Source organism: Phytobacter sp. V91 (assembly GCF_965644225.1).
In the GTDB taxonomy this organism is placed as follows: Bacteria; Pseudomonadota; Gammaproteobacteria; order Enterobacterales; family Enterobacteriaceae; genus CBFFRJ01.
In genome coordinates this window covers 1-21477 of the sequence record NZ_CBFFRJ010000013.1, presented here as the reverse complement: position 1 = coordinate 21477, position 21477 = coordinate 1, and the positions used below count along the sequence as shown (strand labels likewise).

Annotated in this window: 20 protein-coding genes; 10 read left to right on the top strand and 10 right to left on the bottom strand. The window is 54.9% G+C overall.

The genetic code is table 11. The features are described from left to right. Positions 1 to 74 precede the first annotated feature (74 nt). The 4 genes from ACSZO4_RS04325 to argC form a co-directional block, all read right to left on the bottom strand. The gene (locus ACSZO4_RS04325) at positions 75 to 548 is read right to left on the bottom strand and encodes a NifB/NifX family molybdenum-iron cluster-binding protein (protein WP_437887618.1); all 474 of its coding nucleotides are present in this window, start codon (positions 546 to 548) and stop codon (positions 75 to 77) included. After that, positions 535 to 1920, bottom strand: a complete 1386-nt coding sequence (gene nifN / locus ACSZO4_RS04320; RefSeq protein WP_437887617.1) for a nitrogenase iron-molybdenum cofactor biosynthesis protein NifN — start codon at positions 1918 to 1920, stop codon at positions 535 to 537. The genes ACSZO4_RS04325 and nifN overlap by 14 nt, the downstream gene beginning before the upstream one ends. A 10-nt stretch (positions 1921 to 1930) precedes the next feature. Beyond that, a complete protein-coding gene (gene nifE / locus ACSZO4_RS04315; protein WP_437887616.1) occupies positions 1931 to 3304 on the bottom strand; it encodes a nitrogenase iron-molybdenum cofactor biosynthesis protein NifE in 1374 nt (457 codons plus the stop codon). A 221-nt stretch (positions 3305 to 3525) separates the two neighbouring features. Next, the gene (gene argC, locus ACSZO4_RS04310) at positions 3526 to 4455 is read right to left on the bottom strand and encodes an N-acetyl-gamma-glutamyl-phosphate reductase (RefSeq protein ID WP_437887615.1); all 930 of its coding nucleotides are present in this window, start codon (positions 4453 to 4455) and stop codon (positions 3526 to 3528) included. 112 nt (positions 4456 to 4567) lie between these two features. On the opposite strand from argC, the gene ACSZO4_RS04305 reads away from it, so the two are divergent. The 7 genes from ACSZO4_RS04305 (at position 4568) to hutG (ending at position 11030) form a co-directional block, all read left to right on the top strand. Continuing rightward, the gene (locus ACSZO4_RS04305; RefSeq protein ID WP_437887614.1) at positions 4568 to 5461 is read left to right on the top strand and encodes a LysR family transcriptional regulator; all 894 of its coding nucleotides are present in this window, start codon (positions 4568 to 4570) and stop codon (positions 5459 to 5461) included. A gap of 316 nt (positions 5462 to 5777) precedes the next feature. Then, on the top strand, positions 5778 to 6572 hold the full coding sequence (locus ACSZO4_RS04300; RefSeq protein ID WP_437887613.1) for an IclR family transcriptional regulator: 795 nt from the start codon (positions 5778 to 5780) through the stop codon (positions 6570 to 6572). 17 nt (positions 6573 to 6589) lie between these two features. Continuing rightward, positions 6590 to 7342, top strand: a complete 753-nt coding sequence (locus tag ACSZO4_RS04295; RefSeq protein WP_437887612.1) for a transporter substrate-binding domain-containing protein — start codon at positions 6590 to 6592, stop codon at positions 7340 to 7342. 24 nt (positions 7343 to 7366) lie between these two features. Next, positions 7367 to 8041: an amino acid ABC transporter permease gene (locus tag ACSZO4_RS04290; protein ID WP_437887611.1), complete on the top strand. Its 675-nt coding sequence runs from the start codon at positions 7367 to 7369 to the stop codon at positions 8039 to 8041. Beyond that, the gene (locus ACSZO4_RS04285) at positions 8041 to 8808 is read left to right on the top strand and encodes an amino acid ABC transporter ATP-binding protein (protein WP_437887610.1); all 768 of its coding nucleotides are present in this window, start codon (positions 8041 to 8043) and stop codon (positions 8806 to 8808) included. The genes ACSZO4_RS04290 and ACSZO4_RS04285 overlap by 1 nt, the downstream gene beginning before the upstream one ends. A 24-nt stretch (positions 8809 to 8832) precedes the next feature. Continuing rightward, positions 8833 to 10224, top strand: a complete 1392-nt coding sequence (locus ACSZO4_RS04280) for a formimidoylglutamate deiminase (protein ID WP_437887609.1) — start codon at positions 8833 to 8835, stop codon at positions 10222 to 10224. Between the two features lie 2 nt (positions 10225 to 10226). Further along, positions 10227 to 11030 (top strand): N-formylglutamate deformylase, encoded by an 804-nt coding sequence (gene hutG, locus ACSZO4_RS04275; RefSeq protein WP_437887608.1) that lies wholly within the window; start codon positions 10227 to 10229, stop codon positions 11028 to 11030. Positions 11031 to 11088: 58 nt separating this feature from the next. On the opposite strand, the gene ACSZO4_RS04270 is transcribed toward hutG, so the two are convergent. The 5 genes from ACSZO4_RS04270 to nifH are packed head-to-tail and all read right to left on the bottom strand — an operon-like array spanning position 11089 to position 16008. Next, the gene (locus ACSZO4_RS04270) at positions 11089 to 11748 is read right to left on the bottom strand and encodes a NifB/NifX family molybdenum-iron cluster-binding protein (protein WP_437887607.1); all 660 of its coding nucleotides are present in this window, start codon (positions 11746 to 11748) and stop codon (positions 11089 to 11091) included. A 10-nt stretch (positions 11749 to 11758) separates the two neighbouring features. After that, positions 11759 to 11977 carry a putative nitrogen fixation protein NifT gene (gene nifT / locus ACSZO4_RS04265; RefSeq protein WP_437887606.1) on the bottom strand — a complete coding sequence of 73 codons (219 nt, stop codon included), beginning with the start codon at positions 11975 to 11977 and terminating at the stop codon, positions 11759 to 11761. 56 nt (positions 11978 to 12033) lie between these two features. Then, on the bottom strand, positions 12034 to 13596 hold the full coding sequence (gene nifK, locus ACSZO4_RS04260; protein WP_437887605.1) for a nitrogenase molybdenum-iron protein subunit beta: 1563 nt from the start codon (positions 13594 to 13596) through the stop codon (positions 12034 to 12036). 55 nt (positions 13597 to 13651) lie between these two features. Then, positions 13652 to 15100 (bottom strand): nitrogenase molybdenum-iron protein alpha chain, encoded by a 1449-nt coding sequence (gene nifD, locus ACSZO4_RS04255; RefSeq protein ID WP_437887604.1) that lies wholly within the window; start codon positions 15098 to 15100, stop codon positions 13652 to 13654. 26 nt (positions 15101 to 15126) lie between these two features. Continuing rightward, positions 15127 to 16008, bottom strand: a complete 882-nt coding sequence (gene nifH / locus ACSZO4_RS04250) for a nitrogenase iron protein (RefSeq protein ID WP_437887603.1) — start codon at positions 16006 to 16008, stop codon at positions 15127 to 15129. A gap of 415 nt (positions 16009 to 16423) precedes the next feature. Between nifH and nifJ the strand changes: the two genes are divergently transcribed. Beyond that, complete coding sequence (gene nifJ / locus ACSZO4_RS04245) at positions 16424 to 19936, top strand: pyruvate:ferredoxin (flavodoxin) oxidoreductase (RefSeq protein WP_437887602.1); 3513 nt, start codon at positions 16424 to 16426, stop codon at positions 19934 to 19936. Positions 19937 to 19992: 56 nt separating this feature from the next. On the opposite strand, the gene ACSZO4_RS04240 is transcribed toward nifJ, so the two are convergent. Then, on the bottom strand, positions 19993 to 20241 hold the full coding sequence (locus ACSZO4_RS04240) for a YmjA family protein (RefSeq protein WP_437887601.1): 249 nt from the start codon (positions 20239 to 20241) through the stop codon (positions 19993 to 19995). Positions 20242 to 20487: 246 nt separating this feature from the next. Between ACSZO4_RS04240 and ACSZO4_RS04235 the strand changes: the two genes are divergently transcribed. After that, positions 20488 to 21132, top strand: coding sequence for a hypothetical protein (locus ACSZO4_RS04235; protein ID WP_437887600.1), 645 nt, complete (start codon positions 20488 to 20490; stop codon positions 21130 to 21132). Between the two features lie 56 nt (positions 21133 to 21188). Further along, positions 21189 to 21419: a hypothetical protein gene (locus tag ACSZO4_RS04230; protein WP_437887599.1), complete on the top strand. Its 231-nt coding sequence runs from the start codon at positions 21189 to 21191 to the stop codon at positions 21417 to 21419. Positions 21420 to 21477 lie beyond the last annotated feature (58 nt).

Sequence of the window (21477 nt, the reverse complement as noted above, 5' to 3'; positions counted from 1 at the left end):
TTAGATATTCCTCACATAAACGCAGGTCCAGTGTCGTGGTTTATGTGAGGTTTGTCGCAGAAACGACACAATTGTTAGCGGGACTCCCGGTCATCTTCCTCCTGCCACTGGGTCTCCAGCAGCAGTTGAGAAAAGCGGTCAGGGTCGCGTTTATGGCTTTTTTTGCGCTGTTCTTTGTCGTACCAGTAATGCTGAATTTCCTGCAACAGCCCGAGAATGGGCGTGTCCTCCGGCACCCGTACCGCGCGCACTCCCACCTGTAAAAGCTGGCGAAACACCGCTTCGCCGATGGCCACGCAGTAGAGCGTGACGCAATCTTCCAGCGCCGCGACCCGACTGTTGAGCTTTTCGGTCTGGTGTCCGGCCTGCACGGTGAAATCCACCACCCGCAGCAGGCTGACATCATCTTCTTTGACGCCATAGACCACCAGTCGCGGCGTGGCGCCAAAGTGTTGATCCACATGGTGATAATCAGAGCTGGCGAAAGCCACTTTCATTGACCACTCGCTGGCGCAGATGGTACTGAACTGCCGGTTAAGATGTTGCATAGTCCTCTCCTGCGACCGGGGTATTGACGAAGTGCTGGCGAAGCGGGGAGCGATAAACGGCCATATGGTGGTGGCGATCGCGCATGATGTTGGCCAGCTCAAACAGGGTATCGCGGATCCCGGCGTAGCCCTGGCGCACCCGGCGAAATTCGCCCAGCCGGTCATACACCGGAAATCCGGCGCGGATCAGCGCCATATCAAACTGTTCGCACAGATCGGCGGCGTGGGAGTTGGCAACCAGCAGACTGGCTGGCGTCGCGCACAGCAAGTCCTGCATATCTTCAAGATCGCCAATCACCACGCGCTCAACGGGCAGTTGTTGCAGGCCGGGCTGGCTGACAGGGGCGATAATCGGGCCGGGACGCATCCCCTGGCTGCGGGCAAAATCACACCAGCCCGCAAGAAGATCGCCCTCGGCGGCCATCGCAATGTTGACGTCCTGCAACCACAGATGGCAATCGATCATCGCATCCTGCAACTGACCCCGCTGGCGCTCGATCCAGGCGGGCACCTCGCGGCCCGAAATCTGCTTCAGTTGATGGATAAACCGGTCGCATTCGGCCATGGTCATCATATGCGGCAGCGACACAACTTCACCCCGGCAGCGCTGAGCCAGCAGGGCGGCGGTGCGGGAGAGCGAGCGACCAATAACAAAGGTGCACAGACACTGGCCCATCTGTTCAATAAGCCGCTGCGCCGTGCCGCCCTGCGTCACCGGCGAAAAATCCCCGCTGGCAAGATGGCCATCGAGAGAAAGCGAGAGATCCGGCAGGATTACCGGTTGCAGGCCAAACGCCTCGACGTAGCCGCGTAACAACTCAATATCCCCAGGTGAGAGCAGATGGCTGACCACCAGATTAACGCGCCGGTTACGCCCCGCAGGCTGCGGCTTTTCCGGTAGCCATTGTTCAACAATGCTTTCCAGCACCGCGCTGTAGCCGTTTTCCAGGGTGCCGTAAAAATCCGGCGTGTTGACGGTGAGCAGGGCGATATTTTTGTAGCGCGGATAATCGGCACGAAATTCCCGCACCACGCGGCTGATATCGCTGCCCTGAGCTTCAGAAAGCCCGGTACTGAGCAGCACAATCGCCTTTGGATTGTTGCGCTGGCACAGGGTACTGAGGGCGGTCAGAATATTGTTGTCGGCCCCCATAATGGTTGAAGTCGGATCCATCGCGGTGGATTGCAGGGGCACCGGATCGTGAAAATGCTGAATAAAAAAGACCTTGGCAAAGGCGCTGCATCCCTGGGCGCCATGCACCAGCGGCATACAGTGTTCAATCCCCAGGCTTGCCAGAATGGCCCCCAGCGGCTGGCCGCTTTTTACCGGGCTGACGGCCAGCGGTTTGTGATTACGGATGATTTCTGCCATGACGAACTCCTTATTGCCACGGGGCGCGGGCGTGGGTTTGCGGCCAGACCGGGCTCTCAATGGTCTGACAAATCTGTTCAGCGAGGGTCACGATGCCGTGATAGCCGGCAAAGGCATGCTCGCGCTCCTGGTTAATATCCAGAAACGGCAGGCGGGCTTTGTACGCGGTATACATATTGCGCCCCCCGGCGATCATTAAATCGGCCTGGTAGCGATAAGAGACATCCAGCAGCGTGCGGGCGTTACCTTCCTCCAGCATCAGCGCATCTTCGCCCATCAACTCGCGAATACGCTGTTTATCCTCTTCGGTGGATTTACGCGTACCGGTGGCAACGACCGTCATCCCCAGATCCTGCAGCGCAGAAACCACGGACCAGGATTTCACCCCGCCGGTGTAGAGCAGGGCTTTACGCCCAGAAAGCCGTTCGCGCCAGGGGGCAAGTGCGCGTTCAGCCGCCGCTTCTTCACGGGCTATCAGGGCTTCGGTGCGGGCCATCAGGTCAGCGTCGCCGAGAAGGGCGGCAAGCTGGCGCAGGGCGTCCGAGGTGGCGCGCACGCCGTAAAAGCTGCCTTCAAACCACGGGGTGCCATAATCCTGCTCCAGCGCCCGGGCGACGTTAATCAGCGCCCGGGAGCAGACCAGCATATTGGCCTGCGCCCGGTGCATAGTCTGGATCTCTTTAAAACGCCCGTCGCCGGACAAACTCCCCAGCACCCTGATCCCCAGTTCATCAAGCAGAGGCTGAACATGCCAGAACTCCCCGGCAATATTGAATTCGCCGATCAGGCCGATATCGTGGCGGTGCTCCGGGGCAAAAGGGGTGTCCTGCGGCCAGGGTGCAGGGTCACGGCGGCCAATCACTTTTTTGACCATCACTTCGCCCGCCATGCGGTTGCCGAGATTTTTACTGCCGTAAAAACCGGCGGCATCGACGGCAATCACCGGTACGCCGGTGGCGGTTTCTGCCGCCTGGCACACGGCGTCAATATCGTCACCTTCCATTGCGGGTACGCAGGTGTTGTAGATAAAAACGGCCTCAGGGTGGTAGCGATCCACAATATGGCGCACGGCATGAAACAGGCGTCGTTCGCCACGGCCCATAATCACATCCTGTTCATTTAAGTCCGTGGTGAAGCCCAGGCGGTTAACCGACGGGCCGGAACTCATACTGCCCCGGTTATCCCAGGAGCTGCCGGTGCAGCCAATGGGGCCATGCACCAGGTGGGCGACGTCCGAGAGCGGCAGCAGGGTGATTTGTGCGCCATCAAAGGCGCAACCGCTGGCTGTTGCACCGGGTTTCGGCGCGCTACAGCCCGACTTTTGTTTGTGATTATGTTCGCAGGCAGGTTCATCCAGCAGCGCCAGAATTTCATTCCCCTTCATGGTTACCTCATTTTTTAAGTTGGGTTACCGATGAAGGTGCAATTCGCACGCCAGATTGACGCATTGATTTTTAAGGGAAAATTTTTGTGTGTTTTGCGACAAAGCAGACAATTGGCACGTTCAGGAGTGATGTGGCGGCCGGTAAGCTGCCGTTGACCACCGGAGCTGTATGTTCCCCCTCACCCCAACCCTCTCCCTCGATGGAGAGGGGGCAAACCGGGTCAAGTGCCGCTGACCCCCAGCATCAGATCCAGGTTTTGCACTGCGGCGCCCGCTGCGCCTTTGCCCAGATTATCAAAGACGGCGGTCAGTAGTATCTGGCCGTTTTCGGGGTTTGAAAATACGCCCAGCTCCATATCGTCGGTGCCGTTCATAGACTCAGGATTAATACGCTTTGCATCGTTTGAGATCTCATGCGCCAGTACTTTTACATGGCGGCCGGAGGCGTAATGTTGCGCAAGGCAGGAATGGATCGCAGAGGCCGTAGCATCCGCAGGCAACAGGCGTTGCTGTAAAGCTACGCTCAGCACAATTCCCTGGCGGTAAGCGCCGTAAGCGGGCAGAAAGAAGGGCGGAGCCGAGAGTTTTGCATAGCGGGCAATCTCCGGAACATGTTTGTGCTTCAGACCCAGGCCATAGACCTGAAAAGCTGGCCCTGAACCTGCTGTATCGCCTTCATACAGGTCAACCGCCGGTCTTCCGCCACCCGAATAACCGGACACCGCATGAATGGCAACAGGATAATCCGCAGGCAGCAGCCCGGCATTCACCAACGGGAGCAGAAGACCAATAGCGCCTGTCGGGTAACAGCCCGGATTGGTGACCCGTTTGGACTCTCTGATGCGCTCAGGTTGCCCGGCGCTCATCTGCGCAAAGCCGTATGTCCAGCCTTCCGCCACCCGATGTGCCGAACTGGCGTCGATAACACGGACGTGCGGATTTTTAATCATCGCCACCGCCTCACGCGCGGCCTCATCGGGCAGGCACAGAATGGCGATATCGCAACTGTTCAGCATCTCTGCCCGCCGGGCGGTGTCTTTACGCTGTTCAGCGGGCAGCGTCATCAGGGTTATGTCTGAACGCTGGCGCAGACGTTGGTGGATTTGTAAGCCTGTTGTGCCCTGTTCGCCATCAATAAATAGGTTCGTCATTGTCATTTCCTGAAAGCGGATCGAATGTCAGAGCAATGATGTTGTGCCAGGTTTAACTATGGGTAAAGTTGAATTATCCTAACGTCAAATTCAGTTTTTCTGATGGAAGCTTATGCGTGAGATTAACCTCGATCAGTTGCGTACCCTGATAACGATTGCCGACACAGGGTCGTTTGCGCAGGCCGCCCAGCAATTACATTTATCACCGCCAACGGTCAGCCTGCATATCTCCGAACTTGAGACCCGGGTGGGGGCGAAATTGCTCTCACGCACCCGGGGCAAAGTTAGTCCCACGGCGATAGGCGAAAATATGGTCAGCCATGCGCGGCGACTGCTTGCTGACGCCGCTTATGCTCTTGACGATATCACCCGCCGGGCCAAAGGCCTGACCGGGCAGGTAAGACTCGGCGCATCGACGGGCGCTATCGCCAATCTGTTACCTCTGGCAATCGAAAAGCTTGCGCTTTCCCATCCCAATATCGATGTGCACATTAGCGTGCTGACCTCTTTGCAAACCCTTGAGCAACTGAAATCCGGTTCGCTCGATATCGGCATTGTGGCGCTTCCGCAACCCCAGCGTGGCGGCCTGAGAATTGATGCCTGGCGGCGGGATCCGGTTGTCGCTTTTCTGCCGGCAAGCTGGGCGGTTCCGGAGGTGGTGACGCCAGAATGGATTATTGAAAAACCTTTGCTTCTCAATGGTTCTGGCACACATTTATCGCAACTGACCAGCAACTGGTTTGCTGAAACGGGCCATCGACCTGTTGCGCGCATTACGCTCGATTACAACGATGCGCTTAAAAGCCTGGTCGGGGCGGGTTATGGCGCCACGCTGTTACCGGCGGAGTCGGGGACGACGTTCTCCGGTGATAGTCGCACCGTCATTCGTCCGTTAAAACCGGCATTGTGGCGGGAATTAGGATTAGCCTGCCGGGAGAAAGAGAGTGAAAACGAACCTTCCACACAACACTTACTTGCCGTATTGCGGGATTTAAAACAAGACTGATTTTCCTGTTACTGCAATGCCCCCAGGCCAACGGATCCTGATGATCCCGGCGGATAAAACGCCTGATACCCTGACGAACGCCCGCGCCGCATATGCACCCTGATGGGGCATGCGGTGCACCATAAAAATCCTTCCATGCTCTTCTCAACCCGTAATCCTGCGCTGCCATACTGGGCGGCGTCTCTTTTGCGCCGTTATTTCGCTATTTAGCCATCTGTTTAAAAAGATATTCCCTTTCTACGGGAATGCATTTCCTTAAATCTGGCACAACCCCTGCAATATCCAGTAAACGCGACAGCAGAAAGGTTAGTAATAAATGGACATGATGCAGACCAACGCTGAGTCAGATGAACAGGTACCGACATCCGAAAGGGTGCTGATGGTGCTTCGCATTGTTGCTGAATACGGGCGTCCCGTCAGCGCCAGCGAATTAATCCAGGCTTCCGGCTTAAACAAAAGCACGCTGTATCGGCTTTTAGCCTCGTTGCGCCGCTGGGGATTTGTGATGGAGTCCGAGGCGATGTATGCGCCTGGTCCCGCCTGTCTGCAAATGGCGCTGAACTTTGATGCCGTTTCGCTGCTCTCGCTGCATGCCAACGACAGGATGATTGAATTGCGGGATCTGACGCAGGAAACCGTTGCCATCACCGTCGTCATGCAACAGGAAGCGGTGTGCATCAGCATGCTGGAACCCCGGCAGTCCCTACGTTGCTCCTTTGAAAAGGGGCGCAGTTTGCCTCTTCATCGCGGCGCAACGGCAAAATGCCTGCTGGCGCACCTGCCGGTGCCTGTCAGAAAGCATATTTTGCAGGCGCACTTCAGCAACATGTTCGAGCGTGAAGGGCAGGAGAAGGCGTTGGCAGCCATTGTTGAGCAGGGCTATGCCTGTAGTGAAAGCGAAGTGGATGCGGGAGTGTGGGGGGTCAGCGTCCCCATTCTTTCACCCAATCAACAATTGCTCGGAGCCCTGACGTTGATGGCGCCAGTGATCCGTACACAGAACCAGCACCAGCGCCTGATTGACGAAACGCTGAGTGCCGCCAGCCGTATTCAGGAGAGCCTGAATACCACATTTATGCAGGCATCCCCTGCTTTTCTTTATCAATCTTAATGTCAGGAAGTGAGCCTATGTCTTCATTTAAATACACCGTCAAACATGCTCTGTTATCGATGAGCTTACTGAGTATTTCAGCCGCCGCTCTGGCTGCCGGGGAACCTATCAGGGCGGTGACCGATGCCACTTTCCCGCCGATGGAATTTACCGAAAACCAAAAAATGACCGGGTTCGATATTGAACTGACGGAAGCCCTTGCGCACAAGCTGGGGCGTTCCGTGCAGTGGACCAACGTCGACTTTAAGGGATTGATCCCCAGCCTGACGGCGGGGCGTGCTGATATTGCCGTCTCTGCAATTTACATCACGCCTGAACGTCAGAAGGTGGTTAATTTCACGCAGCCTTATCTGGCTGGCGGTCTGGTTGCTCTGGTTAAGGAAGGCGATAACACCATCAACAGCGCTGATGATTTAAAAGGCAAAAAAGTCAGCGTGCAGACCGGCACCAAATCGGTTGAGTGGCTGCGTACCCATATTCCGCAGGCGCAGACGGTGGAAGTTGAGAAGAATCAGCAGATGTTCAATCTGGTCAGTATCGGACGCGTTGATGCAGCGGTCACCGGCAAACCAGCCGCATTCCAGTATGCGCGCACCCGCGGTGGGGTAAAAATTCTGCCCGGTTCGCTCACCACAGAAGAATACGGCATTGCGGTACGCAAAGATGAAACGGCACTGGTGACGGATATGAACAAGGCGCTGGAGCAAATGAAAACCGAGGGTAGCTACCAGCAACTGGTGGAGAAGTGGTTCCCGGGTTCAACCAAGTAATTCACTGGCGACAACACAGGATTAATGATGAGTTTAGATCTTAATTTCGCGCCCGTGTTTGCCAGCAGTGATGCTCTGCTGGCAGGGACGCTGGTGACCATTGAAATAACCCTCTGCGCGCTGATTCTGGGGTGTGTGCTGGGTCTGATCATTGGTATCGCCAGAATGAACCCACAACGCAAAGCCGCTTACGGTATCGCCAGTGCATATGTCGCCATTATTCGCGGCACGCCGCTGCTGGTACAGCTGTTTATCTGGTATTACGGTCTGCCGCGCCTGGGGGTGATGCTGCCATCATTTTTCTGCGGCGTCATTGGGCTTGGCCTTTATTCCGCAGCCTACATATCAGAGATTGTACGCGGCGCCATTACGTCCATCGATCGTGGTCAGAATGAGGCCGCGCGGTCGCTGGGGATGTCGGCGAAACAGGCGATGATGAAAATCATTCTGCCGCAGGCGGTGGTGCGTATGCTGCCGCCGCTGGGGAATGAATTTATTGCCTTAATCAAAAACTCGGCGCTGGTGTCTCTGATCACGATCCACGATGTGATGCAGCAGGGTAACACCATTATCAGCAATACCTATCGCGACCTCGAAACCTACCTGGTTATCGCCGTTATCTACTTTGTGTTGACCAGCCTGACCGTGATGGCCTTGCGCCATTTTGAAAAACGCCACCACCAGAGAGGAGTACAGTAATGTCGGATCCTCAAACGCCACAAATCAGCATCCGGGGCCTGCATAAGCGCTTTGGTAGTAACGTGGTGCTCAATGGTATCGATTTTGACGTGTTCAGCGGCCAGGTCATCGTCATTATCGGCCCAAGCGGTTCGGGGAAAAGCACCTTCCTGCGCTGCTGTAACGGACTTGAACTCCCTGAACAAGGCGACATCACGCTGTGTGGCACACCGTTAATCAGCAAGGGAAAGCCACTGCCTGAGAAGCAGCTAAACGAACTGCGCAAAGAGGTTGGCATGGTGTTTCAGTCGTTCAACCTGTTTCCACACCTCTCCGTTCTGGAAAATTTGTGCGTCGCGCCGGTGATGCTGCGCAACCTTAGCAAAGCGACGGCGCAGCAGAACGCGATGGCGTTGCTGGAAAAAGTCGGCCTGAGCGCCAAAGCGCATGCCATGCCGGGTAATCTTTCCGGCGGGCAAAAGCAGCGCGTGGCCATCAGCCGTGCGCTGGCGATGTCTCCGAGCGTTATGCTGTTTGATGAGCCAACTTCGGCGCTGGATCCTGAGCTGGTCGGCGAAGTGTTGCAGGTGATGAAGATGCTCGCCAGCGAAGGCATGACCATGATGGTCGTGACCCATGAGATGGGATTCGCCCGCGAAGTGGCTGACGTTGTGGTCGTGATGGATGGGGGCGGGATTGTGGAAGCCGGACCGCCTGAGCAGATTTTTGGCGCGCCGCAAAGTGAACGCACCCGCCAGTTCCTCAATGCCGTATTAACACGACAATAGCGTCAGAACTGAGAATAATCGCGTATGAGCACCCACCTGATTTTTGCCCGCCACGCCTGGCTTGAGCAGGGCTGGCAACGGGACGTACTGATCACCTGGAATAATGAAGGTCTGATTACCGCCGTAGATGTCAATGCCATTCCCCCTGAGGGGACGGAAGCTGTCGACTGGCTGCTGCCGGGCATGCCCAACCTGCATTCACATGCCTTTCAGCGCATTTTTTCAGGCATGACGGAATATCGTCAGGATCCCGCAGACAGCTTCTGGAGCTGGCGGAAACTGATGTATGCCTTTGCCCAGCACATCACGCCGCCGCAGCTCGAAATCATCGCCACGCAGCTTTACCAGGAGATGCTTGCGGCGGGGTATACGTCGGTCTGTGAATTTCATTATGTTCATCATCAGCCGGGCGGGGAACCTTATCCGCAGGCCATTGAAATGAGTGCGGCACTGATCCGCGCCGCGCAGCAAACCGGCATGGGCATGACGCTGCTGCCGGTGCTTTATCAGACCAACGGCTTTGGCAACCAGCCGCCTGAAGCCCATCAGCGCCGCTTTACCCATGAGAAGTCATCCTTCCTGGCCTTCTGGGATCGGCTGTTTGACCTGTGCCAGGCGACTGGCGTCAAACTGGGCCTTGCTCCGCACTCCTTACGTGCGATCAATCCCGCCGATCTTCAGGCGGTGCTGTCGCATATCTTTGCTGCTGATGCCACAGCACCCGTCCATATCCACGTTTCTGAGCAACAAAAAGAGGTTGATGACTGTCTTGCCTGGTGCGGAAAACGCCCGGTGCAGTGGCTGCTGGATAATGTCGATATTGATTCCCGCTGGTGCCTGATCCATGCCACCCATATGGATGAACGCGAATACCGGCAGGCGGCGGCCACCGGGGCGGTTATCGGTTTATGCCCGACAACGGAAGCAAACCTTGGCGATGGCATTTTTGATTTCCGTCAGTGGCAATCCTGGCAGGGCAACTGGGGGATTGGTTCGGATAGCCATATTGCGGTGAATGCCGCTGAAGAGCTGCTGCAACTTGAGTATTCGCAGCGGCTGATGCACCACAAGCGAAATATCTGCTGCGATGAGCGCGAGCCTGATGTTGCCAGCTACCTCTACCGCAAAGCATTACAGGGCGGCGCACAGGCGTCGGGGCGGTCAATTTCCGGCTTAGCAATCGGTCAGTGTGCTGATTTTATTGAACTTGATGCCACGCATCCCGCGCTGGCTGGCCTTGCTGCAGAGCATGTGCTGGCAGCCCATATTTTTGCCAGTTCGCGGCAATCGGCCATCAAACAGGTCTGGACCCGTGGAACGCGGCGTTATCAGGCGGCGAGCATGGCAACGTCAAAACAGCAGGAAGACATTGCGGCAATCCGCCAGCATGTGCTTGCCCGTTCTATCAAGGAATAATCATGACAGAAAGTGAAGATTACATTTTTCATCGTGGAACCGCGCCCTTATTTATCACGATGCCGCATGTGGGAACGGCTGTCCCGGAGGATATTGCCGGGCGTCTGACGCCAGAGGCTCGCACCGTGCCCGATACCGACTGGCATATAGAAAAACTGTACACCTTCGCCCGGGAGTTGGGGGCATCCATTTTACAGGCCAAATGGTCGCGTTATGTCGTCGATCTTAACCGCCCGCCGACCGGGGAGTCTCTCTATCCGGGCCAGGCGACCACGGGATTGTGCCCGGTGAACCGGTTTGATGGCGGCGATATTTATCTGTCGGGTTATGAGCCCGATCCTGCGGAGATCGCCCGTCGCCGCGAGCTGTACTGGCAGCCCTGGCATGACAAGCTTCAGGACACGCTGACTGAGTTGCGGGCTGAATTTCCCCGCGTCGTGATGTGGGATGCGCATTCAATTCGCTCGGTTTTGCCACAATTCTTTAGTGGAATATTGCCGGACTTCAATATTGGGACCAATAGCGGTTCGAGCTGCGATGAACAGCTTGAGCAACAGATTACGCAAATTGCCCAGCAGAGCACGCTGTTCACTGCGGTAAATAACGGTCGCTATAAAGGCGGCTATATCACCCGTCATTATTCGGATCGGCAACAGGGGATTCATACCCTGCAGATGGAACTCACGCAAAGTGCTTATATGCATGAAGTTCCCCCATGGGAATGGGATGCGAAACGGGCGGCCAGCATGCAAAAAACGCTGAAAACGATGCTGGAGAGCGCCCTTGTCTTTGCCAGGCACAGTTAAGCATTAAGCCGAAAAAGATCCCCTGTACACACAGGCGAAAACAGGGGATCAACGCAGGTCAGAAAACCCGTTCTTCCAGCGGGTTGGCTTTTTCAAGACGCTTCGCCAGCCAGGGCGGCAGACGACCGGTCAGTAAGGTTTTGATGGCTTCACACTGGGCGGGGATGGACATGCCCGGAGAGACCTTCATCGGATGGATATTATGGCGGATCAGGCGCGCCGCCGCCGGGCCGCCGATGGCTTCGCAAAACAGCAGATGGCAGTCATGCAGCAGCTGCGCCCGCACTTCATTGGCCTCTTTATCCTGGGGTGCTGAAGGGTAGCGGCGTAAATCATGCAGCCAGCAGCCGTTATCATCAAACGCATAGATAAAAAACAGACGCCCCTGGCCAAAATGACCGTTAATCAGCAGCCCGTCCTGCGAGCAGAAGGCCGCCAGCAGCTGCGGGCGACGGGCTGGCGCCTGTTTTTGCAAATGCCCCGGCAGCTTCCCGCGCAGACACTCTTTTACCCGCAGCCAGCGGGCCGGGGACATAATCGCCGTTTCCGACGGAAATGAGGCTTCCAGTTTGCGCACATCAAGCGACGCAAGGCGCTGCGGCGTTAAGGCGTCATCGCTTTCGCCGCTTAACCAGGCCAGAATTTGCGCCGGTTGCAACTCAGGCAGGCACTGGAACAGCGCTAACATGCGCCAGAACAGCGTATCGTTTTCATTCATCGCCTTCTCCTCAAAGCAGGGCGCTGCGCGTGGCGCGCAGACTGATGGGAAATGACGGACGACCAGGCTGGGGATTGACGAAGTACTGGCGTCCTCCCTCCAGAGAAATAGCGCCACCCCAGCTTTCCGGGGTGTCATGTTCGATGGCGATCACTTTGGCCTCAAGATCCTGTTTGGCGATGTAACACCACAGATCCGGCCCACGTTCACGAAAGATGACTACTGGCATAGTTTCTCCTTACGGCCCCGCACATGGCGGGGCGCGTGGTGGTTGGTTCAGGGTGGTTAACGCACAAGATCGAAGCTGTAATCGGTTTTGCCCAGTTTGATTGTCTCCCGATCGGCCTTCTCAAGTACCGCATTAACCAGGGTGGTCACGATATTCATCGCCCCTTCATAACCCCAGGTGGTCTGGCGGTGCAGGTGGTGACGGTCAAACAACGGGAAGCCTAAACGGATCAGCGGGACTTCAAACTGCTCGCCTTTGGCCAGGGTGTCGCGCTGAATAAACTTGCCGTAAGAGTTGCCAATCATAAAGTCCGGTTTGCGGGTGAACATCAGCGAACGGAAATGCCACAGATCGCAGTTGATAAACACTTCGCTTTCCTGACCATACGGCGAGGCTTCCAGCATTTTTTTCATCGCTTTCTGCCAGCGTTTGCTGCCGTTATGGCAAAGGATCACCGTCGGCTCGCAGCCCAGCTCCAGCAGGAAGCGGGTCAGCCCCATCACAAAATCCGGATCGCCGTACAGGCCAAAGGATTTGCCGTGCAGCCAGGTATGGGAATCGAGGATCATATCCACCAGCCGACCACGCTCCAGCGTCAGTTCGTCGCTAATGGGCTTGCCGGTCAACTCGCTGACCGTCATCAGCAACTCGTCGGTGCCGGTCAGCCCCATTGGGATTTGCACCTCGGTGGCCGGTTGATTCCACTGCTCCTGGACCACTTTTTTGGTTTTCACCAGATGCCAGGGCTGCAACAGTAAGGTATCGATAGCATCCGGCGCATCGCGCATCTCCTGCTGGGTGGTGCCGCCCGCGTACATGCGGTAGTGACCATCAGCCGGTGTGTCGAGCACTTCAGACGGATCGGAAAGCAGGCTGCACGGCACATCCATCTGCGCCATCATCCGTTTCAGTACCCGGAAATTGCCGAGATAGGTTTCGAACCCGGTCACCATATTCAGCTTCGCCAGTTTACCGGGCTGGGCCTCGTAATCAGCGGTAAAGGTGCGGGCAAAACCTTCGAACATGTTGTCCCAGCCGGTGATATGGCTGCCGATAAAGCTCGGCGTGTGGGCATAAGGCACCGGAATGGCGGCGTCGATAAAACCGTCTTTTTTGGCGTTGGCAATAAAGGCCTGTAAATCATCGCCAATGACTTCCGCCATGCAGGTGGTCGAGACCGCCACAATCTCCGGCTTATACAGCGTACTGGCGTTTTCTAACCCGGCATTGAGGTTGTTGTTGCCGCCGAACACCGCCGCATCTTCGGTCATGGAGTCGGAAACGCAGGCGATCGGCTCCTTAAAATGGCGGTTAAAGTAGGTGCGGAAGTAGGCCACACATCCCTGGGAACCGTGCACATAGGGCAGCGTATTGGCGAACCCCAGCGAACACAGTACCGAACCCAGCGGCTGGCAGGCTTTCGCCGGATCGATGGTCAGTGCTTCACGCTTAAAGTTCAGCGCTTCGTATTCCGCAGTGGTTGTCCACTCAAACACTTCCTGCACGCGTTTCGCGTCGTGCCCTTCCTCCATGCCGCGTTTATTGCTAAACAGCGTCTGGTACTCTTCCTGTTCAAACAAAGGATGACAGGTGACTATTTTCTCAGCAGTCTGGCTCATGATGGTCTCCTCCCGCGCCACAAATCGGTGAACTAACGGGATGTCAGGATAATATTCAGGCAGTTTTCAGCCAGGGCGCCGTCAGTTCATTCCACGCCGGGTTGTTGATCGTCATGTCCATATCGCGGGCAAAGATGGCAAAGCCGTCATAGCCGTGGTACGGGCCTGAGTAATCCCAGGAGTGCATCTGGCGGAACGGAAAACCCATTTTCTGGAAAATGTATTTTTCCTTGATACCTGAGCCGATAAGATCCGGTTTTAGCGCCTTTACAAAGGCTTCCAGTTCATAGCTGCTGGCGTCATCAAACAACAATGTGCCTTCTTTCAGGTCCGGCAGGGTCCGGTCGTAATCATCGTTGTGGGCAAATTCATAGCCCGCAGCGATGATCTCCATCCCCAGATCCTCATAAGCGCCAATTACGTGACGCGGACGCAGGCCGCCCATATAGAGCAGGACTTTGCGGCCTTCGAGGCGCGGGCGATATTTGGCGATAATCGCGTCGTTCTGCGCCTGATACCTGGCGATCACCGCTTCCGCATTGGCGCGAATGGTGTCATCAAACTGCTCGGCGATTTTACGCAGCGATTCGGCAATTTTGGTCGGGCCGAAGAAGTTGTACTCCATCCACGGAATACCGTGTTTCTCTTCCATATGGCGGGAGATATAGTTCATCGAGCGGTAGCAGTGCACCAGGTTCAGCTTGACGAATGGGGTGTTCTCCATTTCCACCAGGGTGCCGTCGCCGGACCACTGCGCCACTACGCGCAGCCCCATCTCTTCAAGCAGAATGCGCGATGCCCAGGCGTCGCCGCCGATGTTGTAGTCGCCAATGATCGCCACATCATAGGGGGTGGATTCGAAGGGTTTTCCCTCGCGGTTATCCAGCACCCAGTCACGAATGACGTCGTTGGCGATATGGTGACCCAGTGACTGGGAGACACCGCGAAAACCTTCGCAGCGTACCGGGATCACCGGTTTATTCAGTGCCTTGCGGCTGGCGTTAGCCACGGCTGAAATGTCATCGCCAATCAAGCCGACCGGGCACTCAGACTGAATAGAGATGCCTTTGGTCAGCGGGAACAGCTCTTCCATCTCTTCAATCAGTTTGGTGAGCTTTTTATCGCCGCCGAAGACGATATCGCGCTCCTGAAAATCAGAGGTGAAGTTGAGGGTGCCAAAGGAGTTAACTCCGCTGACGCCGGTAAAATAGTTACGTCGTCCGGCACGGGAATATTGCCCACAGCCCACCGGGCCGTGGGAAATATGGGCCATATCCTTGATTGGCCCGAATACCACACCTTTGGATCCCGCATAAGCACAGCCGCGCACGGTCATCACCCCAGGCTGGGATTTGCGGTTGGAAATGATGCATTTCCCGACGCTTTCCATCTCCGGGTCGGTCACCATCATGTGCTTTCTGCGTTCTTTACGCGTTTTCTCCGGGAAAATTTCCAGTACTTCCTGGATAAGTTCCAGATTACGCTCGCCAGTTGCATTGCTCATCGTAATGTTCCTTATGGCATGCCTTCTCAGGCCGCGTTTTCTTCGGCGGCGGTTTTACCGATGATGCTGGTGTCTTCCACATCCATAATGCCGAATTCCATCAGCAGCTCTTCCAGTTCATCCATGGTGCAGGGGACCGGAACCACCATTTTGGTGTTGTTGACGATCTTGTTGGCTAACGTGCGGTATTCGTCGGCCTGGTTACAGGTCGGGTCGTACTCGATAACGGTCATACGGCGAATTTCCGCGCGCTGCACGATGTTGTCACGCGGGACGAAGTGGATCATCTGGGTACCCAGTTTTTCCGCCAGCGCAATAATCAGCTCGTCTTCACGGTCAGTCTGACGGGAGTTACAAATCAGCCCGCCGAGGCGCACTTTGCCGGACTTGGCGTACTTCACAATGCCTTTGGAAATGTTGTTGGCGGCATACATCGCCATCATTTCGCCGGAGCAGACGATGTAGATCTCCTGGGCTTTGTTTTCACGAATTGGCATGGCGAAACCGCCGCATACCACGTCGCCGAGCACATCGTAGAAGACAAAATCGAGATCGCTGACGTAAGCGCCTTCTTCTTCAAGGAAGTTGATGGCGGTGATAACGCCGCGACCTGCACAACCCACGCCTGGCTCCGGGCCGCCGGACTCTGCACAACGCACGCCGCCGTAACCGATTTGCAGCACATCTTCCAGCTCCAGATCTTCGACAGAGCCGACTTCAGCGGCCATCTCCATAATGGTGTTCTGCGCTTTTGCGTGCAGGATCAGACGGGTGGAGTCGGCCTTGGGATCGCAACCGACGATCATCACTTTCTTACCCATCTCCGCCAGCGCGGCGACGAGGTTTTGCGTGGTGGTGGATTTGCCGATCCCACCTTTGCCATAAATGGCGCATTGACGCATGGTCATGGTGTGTTCTCCTGTTTGTGTGTTTGCCCGTTAATAAGTGCAGGGAACGTACCAGCCATGCCAGAATCATTAATTCATTGATTTTATTGATTATCTAAAAATCGCTGCTGTCAACGGCATAACAAAGGCTGAACAATAGACAGACCAATTGTTGCAAACAGGACAATTCAACCCTCCACCGGGCAGCCAGACATGTGGAGTGACACTTTGTTGGCAGTTCAACAGGATGTCGTTTCCCCTGTCTTGTTCCACCCAATGTCGGATTGTGCACATCAAGACACATAAGACTAATTGTCTGTAATTAAAGGAATAATTCACATTTTTTCGATATGGCACAGGCTGTGCAACGCAGGGGTATCACGGGTTGCTGCCATGGGTGGTAGTAACAATGCCTCTCACATTCGGGGAACGAGAAATGTCCGGAAAGATGAAAACAATGGATGGCAACGCTGCGGCGGCCTGGATCTCTTATGCCTTTACTGATGTCGCGGCGATTTATCCCATCACACCGTCCACCCCTATGGCTGAGAACGTTGACGAATGGGCAGCGAAGGGGAAGAAAAACCTGTTTGGTCAGCCGGTGCGTTTAATGGAAATGCAGTCCGAAGCCGGGGCGGCGGGGGCGGTACATGGCGCATTGCAGGCCGGGGCGCTCACCACCACCTACACCGCCTCTCAGGGGCTGCTGTTGATGATCCCCAATCTGTACAAAATTGCCGGGGAACTACTGCCGGGGGTGTTTCACGTCAGCGCCAGGGCGCTGGCCACCAACTCACTGAACATTTTTGGCGATCATCAGGATGTGATGGCCGTCCGCCAGACCGGTTGTGCGATGCTGGCCGAGAACAATGTCCAGCAGGTGATGGACTTATCCGCCGTGGCCCATCTGGCGGCCATTAAAGGCCGGGTGCCTTTTATTAACTTCTTTGACGGTTTTCGTACCTCCCATGAAATTCAGAAGATCGAAGTGCTGGCGCAGGAGGAGCTGGCCCCGCTGGTGGACCAGGATGCGCTTAACCGTTTTCGCCGTAATGCTCTGAACCCGGACCATCCGGTTATCCGCGGTACGGCGCAAAACCCGGATATCTACTTTCAGGAGCGCGAAGCCTCAAACCGTTTCTACCAGGCTCTGCCGGAGATTGTGGAAGGCTATATGGCGGATATTTATCGCCTGACCGGGCGCGAGTATCATCTGTTCGACTATTACGGCGCGCCGGACGCCGAGCAGATGATTATCGCCATGGGTTCAGTGTGCGACACCATCCAGGAGGTGGTCGATGCGATGATCGACAGCGGCGAGAAAGTCGGCCTGCTCTCGGTTCATCTGTTCCGGCCTTTCTCGCTGGCCCATTTCTTTGCCCGGATCCCGAAAAGCGTTAAACGCATTGCCGTGCTCGACCGAACCAAAGAGCCGGGCGCCCAGGCCGAGCCTCTGTGTCTGGATGTCAAAAATGCCTTTTACCACCACGAAGACGCGCCGCTGATTGTTGGGGGGCGCTACGCGCTTGGCGGTAAGGATGTACTGCCCTGGCATATTGTCTCCGTCTTTGAAAACCTGAAAAAACCGCTGCCGATGGACGGCTTTACGGTGGGGATTTTCGACGATGTGACCCACACGTCGCTGCCGGTTCCTGCTTATGACATTCACGTCTCCCGCGAGGGCATTACCGCCTGTAAATTCTGGGGATTAGGTTCAGACGGTACGGTGAGCGCTAACAAGAACGCCATCAAAATCATCGGCGACACCACGCCGATGTTCGCCCAGGCCTACTTTGCCTATGACTCGAAAAAATCCGGCGGGATTACGATGTCGCATCTGCGCTTTGGCAAGCGGCCCATTACCTCGCCGTATCTGATTCACAACGCCGATTTTATTGCCTGTTCGCAGCAGTCCTATGTGGACAAATATGATCTGCTGGACGGGATTAACCCCGGCGGAATTTTCCTGCTCAACTGCACCTGGTTTGGAGAAGAGGTGGAGCAAAATCTGCCCAACAAGATGAAACGCATTATCGCCCGCCAGGGGGTACGTTTTTATACCCTCAACGCGGTGGATATTGCCCGTAAACTCGGGCTTGGCGGGCGTTTTAATATGCTGATGCAGGCGGCTTTTTTTAAACTCACCGATATCATTGATGCCAAAACTGCCTCGGCGCACCTCAAAAAAGCGGTGGTGAAATCCTACGGCAGCAAAGGGCAGAACGTGGTGGATATGAATAATTCCGCCATCGACCTGGGGATGGATGCCTTGCAGGAGATTATTGTGCCGGACCACTGGGCATTCGTTGAAGATGACGAAGAGACCAGCAGCAAACTGATGCCGGACTTTATTCGTAATATTCTGGAGCCGATGAACCGCCAGACGGGCGACAAACTGCCGGTCAGCGCCTTTATCGGTATGGAGGATGGCACCTTCCCGCCAGGCACCTCAGCGTGGGAGAAACGCGGCATTGCGATGCAGGTTCCGGTCTGGCAGCCGGAGGGGTGTACTCAGTGTAATCAGTGCGCATTTATCTGCCCGCATGCGGCGATTCGCCCGGCGCTGCTCACCAGCGAAGAGCGTGACGTTGCACCCGCAGAACTGCTGAGTAAAGCGGCGCAGGGGGCGAAAACCTATGAGTACCATCTGGCAGTGTCGCCGCTGGATTGCTCCGGCTGCGGCAACTGTGTGGATATCTGCCCGTCAAAAGGTAAGGCCCTGGCCATGCAGCCGCTGGACAGCCAGCGTCATATGATCCCGGTGTGGGACCATGCTCTGGCGCTGGTGCCGAAGGAAAACCCATTCAGCAAAACTACGGTGAAAGGCTGCCAGTTTGAAACCCCGCTGCTGGAATTTTCCGGTGCCTGCGCAGGCTGTGGCGAAACGCCGTATGCCCGGCTGGTGACCCAGCTGTTTGGCGACCGGATGATGGTGGCCAATGCCACCGGGTGCTCATCCATCTGGGGGGCCAGCGCGCCATCTATTCCATGGACCACTAACCATAAGGGCCAGGGCCCGGCCTGGGCCAACTCTTTGTTTGAAGATAACGCCGAGTTTGGGCTGGGCATGATGCTCGGTGGCCGCGCGGTGCGCGAGCAACTGGCCAGTGATGCGATGGATGCGCTCACACAACCGCTGAGCGAGGGCTTGCAGGGCGCATTGCGTGCCTGGCTTGAACATAAAGATCTGGGTGAGGGCACCCGTCAGCGGGCAGAAGCTTTAAGTCAGTTGCTGGCAGCAGAGAAGGGCGAAGACCCGCTGCTCAACCGGCTGTATGACAATCAGGACTATTTTGCCAAACGCTCACAGTGGATTTTCGGCGGGGATGGCTGGGCCTACGATATTGGCTTTGGTGGGCTGGATCATGTGCTGGCCTCAGGCGAAGACGTCAACGTGCTGGTGTTTGATACCGAGGTCTATTCCAATACCGGCGGGCAGTCATCAAAATCCACACCGGTGGCGGCGATTGCCAAATTTGCCGCTGAAGGCAAACGTACGCGTAAAAAGGATCTGGGGATGATGGCGGTGAGCTACGGCAATGTGTATGTCGCCCAGGTTGCGATGGGCGCCGACAAAGCCCAGACCCTGCGGGCGATCGCCGAAGCGGAAGCCTGGCCAGGGCCGTCGCTGGTGATTGCTTATGCCGCCTGCATCAACCACGGGTTAAAAAAAGGCATGGGCCAGAGCATGCGCGAAGCCAAACGGGCGGTGGAGGCCGGTTACTGGCACCTGTGGCGCTACAACCCGCTGTTGCTGTCAAAAGGCAAAAACCCGTTTATCCTCGATTCCGAAGAGCCGGAAGAGGATTTCCGCGACTTCCTGATGGGGGAAGTGCGTTACGCCTCGCTGGGCCGTACCTCACCGGAGCTGGCAGACAGGTTGTTCAGCCAGACGGAAGAAGATGCCAAAGCGCGCTTTGCGCAGTACAAACGGCTGGCTGAAGATTAAACAGGTTTGTTATTAAAACACGATGCCCGATAAGCCTGCGCTATCGGGCATTTTTGTTACTCCTCATTACCCCATTGGTTGAGGAAATTGGCAATATCATCAATACGTTGTGGATCAATACCAGCATCTTTCGCCATTTCGCTCTGGGCTTCTTCGCTGATTTCTTCGTTATTCATTAAGCGGGTTATCAACAGCTGGAAATAGCGGGCAAGGGCATCGCGCTCCGCATCACTCACCGGCTTATCAGCCTCCGTCGCGTACTCATCCGCGATATCATAATATTTCAGAGGTATTTCTTCGTTCATCAGTCACTCCCAGGGCCAACGCCTGTGTCAGTACGGGTTAGGTATCAGGGCGGGATAATAGCATTGATTGTGGGTTGCGGGAGGTGCCGATACCAATCATACCCTGCAGCAGATTATGAGTATCGAATCCCCCAAAACAAAATCGGTGAATAATCTGTCAGCAAAGAATTGTTCTGGTTTGTTTTTCCAATAAAAATATTGATAATATGAATGGTTATTGTAATATGATTGTTATTAATAACTTTGATGTCAGAAAAACCAAACTCAACAGCAGGCACTCAATTGAAAATAAAAAAACATTTATTATTTATGTTACTACTCACTGGATGCGCTTCATCCCCTGAAAATAAACAATCCACCTTTAAACTAGAGGACTATCAAAACTTTTGCCCATCCGAAGCCAGAAATAAAGAACCCTCATCGAAGGATTATATTGTTTACAAAAGTAGCACAAGAGATTTCTATATACTTCCTGGGGATTATATACTTTCTGCATCTGAACTTGCCCGCATGCCACAAAGCAGTGTGGACAGTAATAAATCAACGGTAAAAATAACATCTATTCAGGATCTTAGTAACTATTTCAAAAGTCAGGCTGAGGATCTAAGAAAAATGGCTGGCGATATTGGGGCGGGAATATTCCCGACAGAAATAAAAAACAATTACCCGGACAAGAAATTAGCCAAAGAATTGGTTGTTGAAAAATACATCAATACAAAAGATCCTCAAATCGTATTTTGTGGATTAACATTAAAGTCTGATTTCACAGCAAACAAAAAAGAATATAAGAAATATATTGCAAAGCAAAACATCAATGAAAAATTGAATGATGACATTTATTCTGGTGATGCAGGGAAAAATTACTTCACATTAACCCCATACAACAAATAATGAGGTCGTGATGTAAACATGTGAACATCCCTAAAATCCAATTCAATGAGCATTTTATGACGGAACAGCAGGCTTACCACATAGGTACACCAGGCCAGCCCTGGACAGAATCTGAACTCCAGCAGTGGCGGAAATGTCAGACTCGCTTTCGTAGCTATCAGAACGACGTGCTTGATGCACTGGAAACTATCAAGTCTGTCTATGACGTTATCCAGTATGGAGAGCTAAGCTACGATGGCGAAATCTATCCATTGATGGCAGTAAAATCTAAGGAAGGTGCGATTTAATCGGTGGGGTTCAGTGGAGTCCTTATCTGTATTAGCCTTACCTTAGCTGAGCTGTATG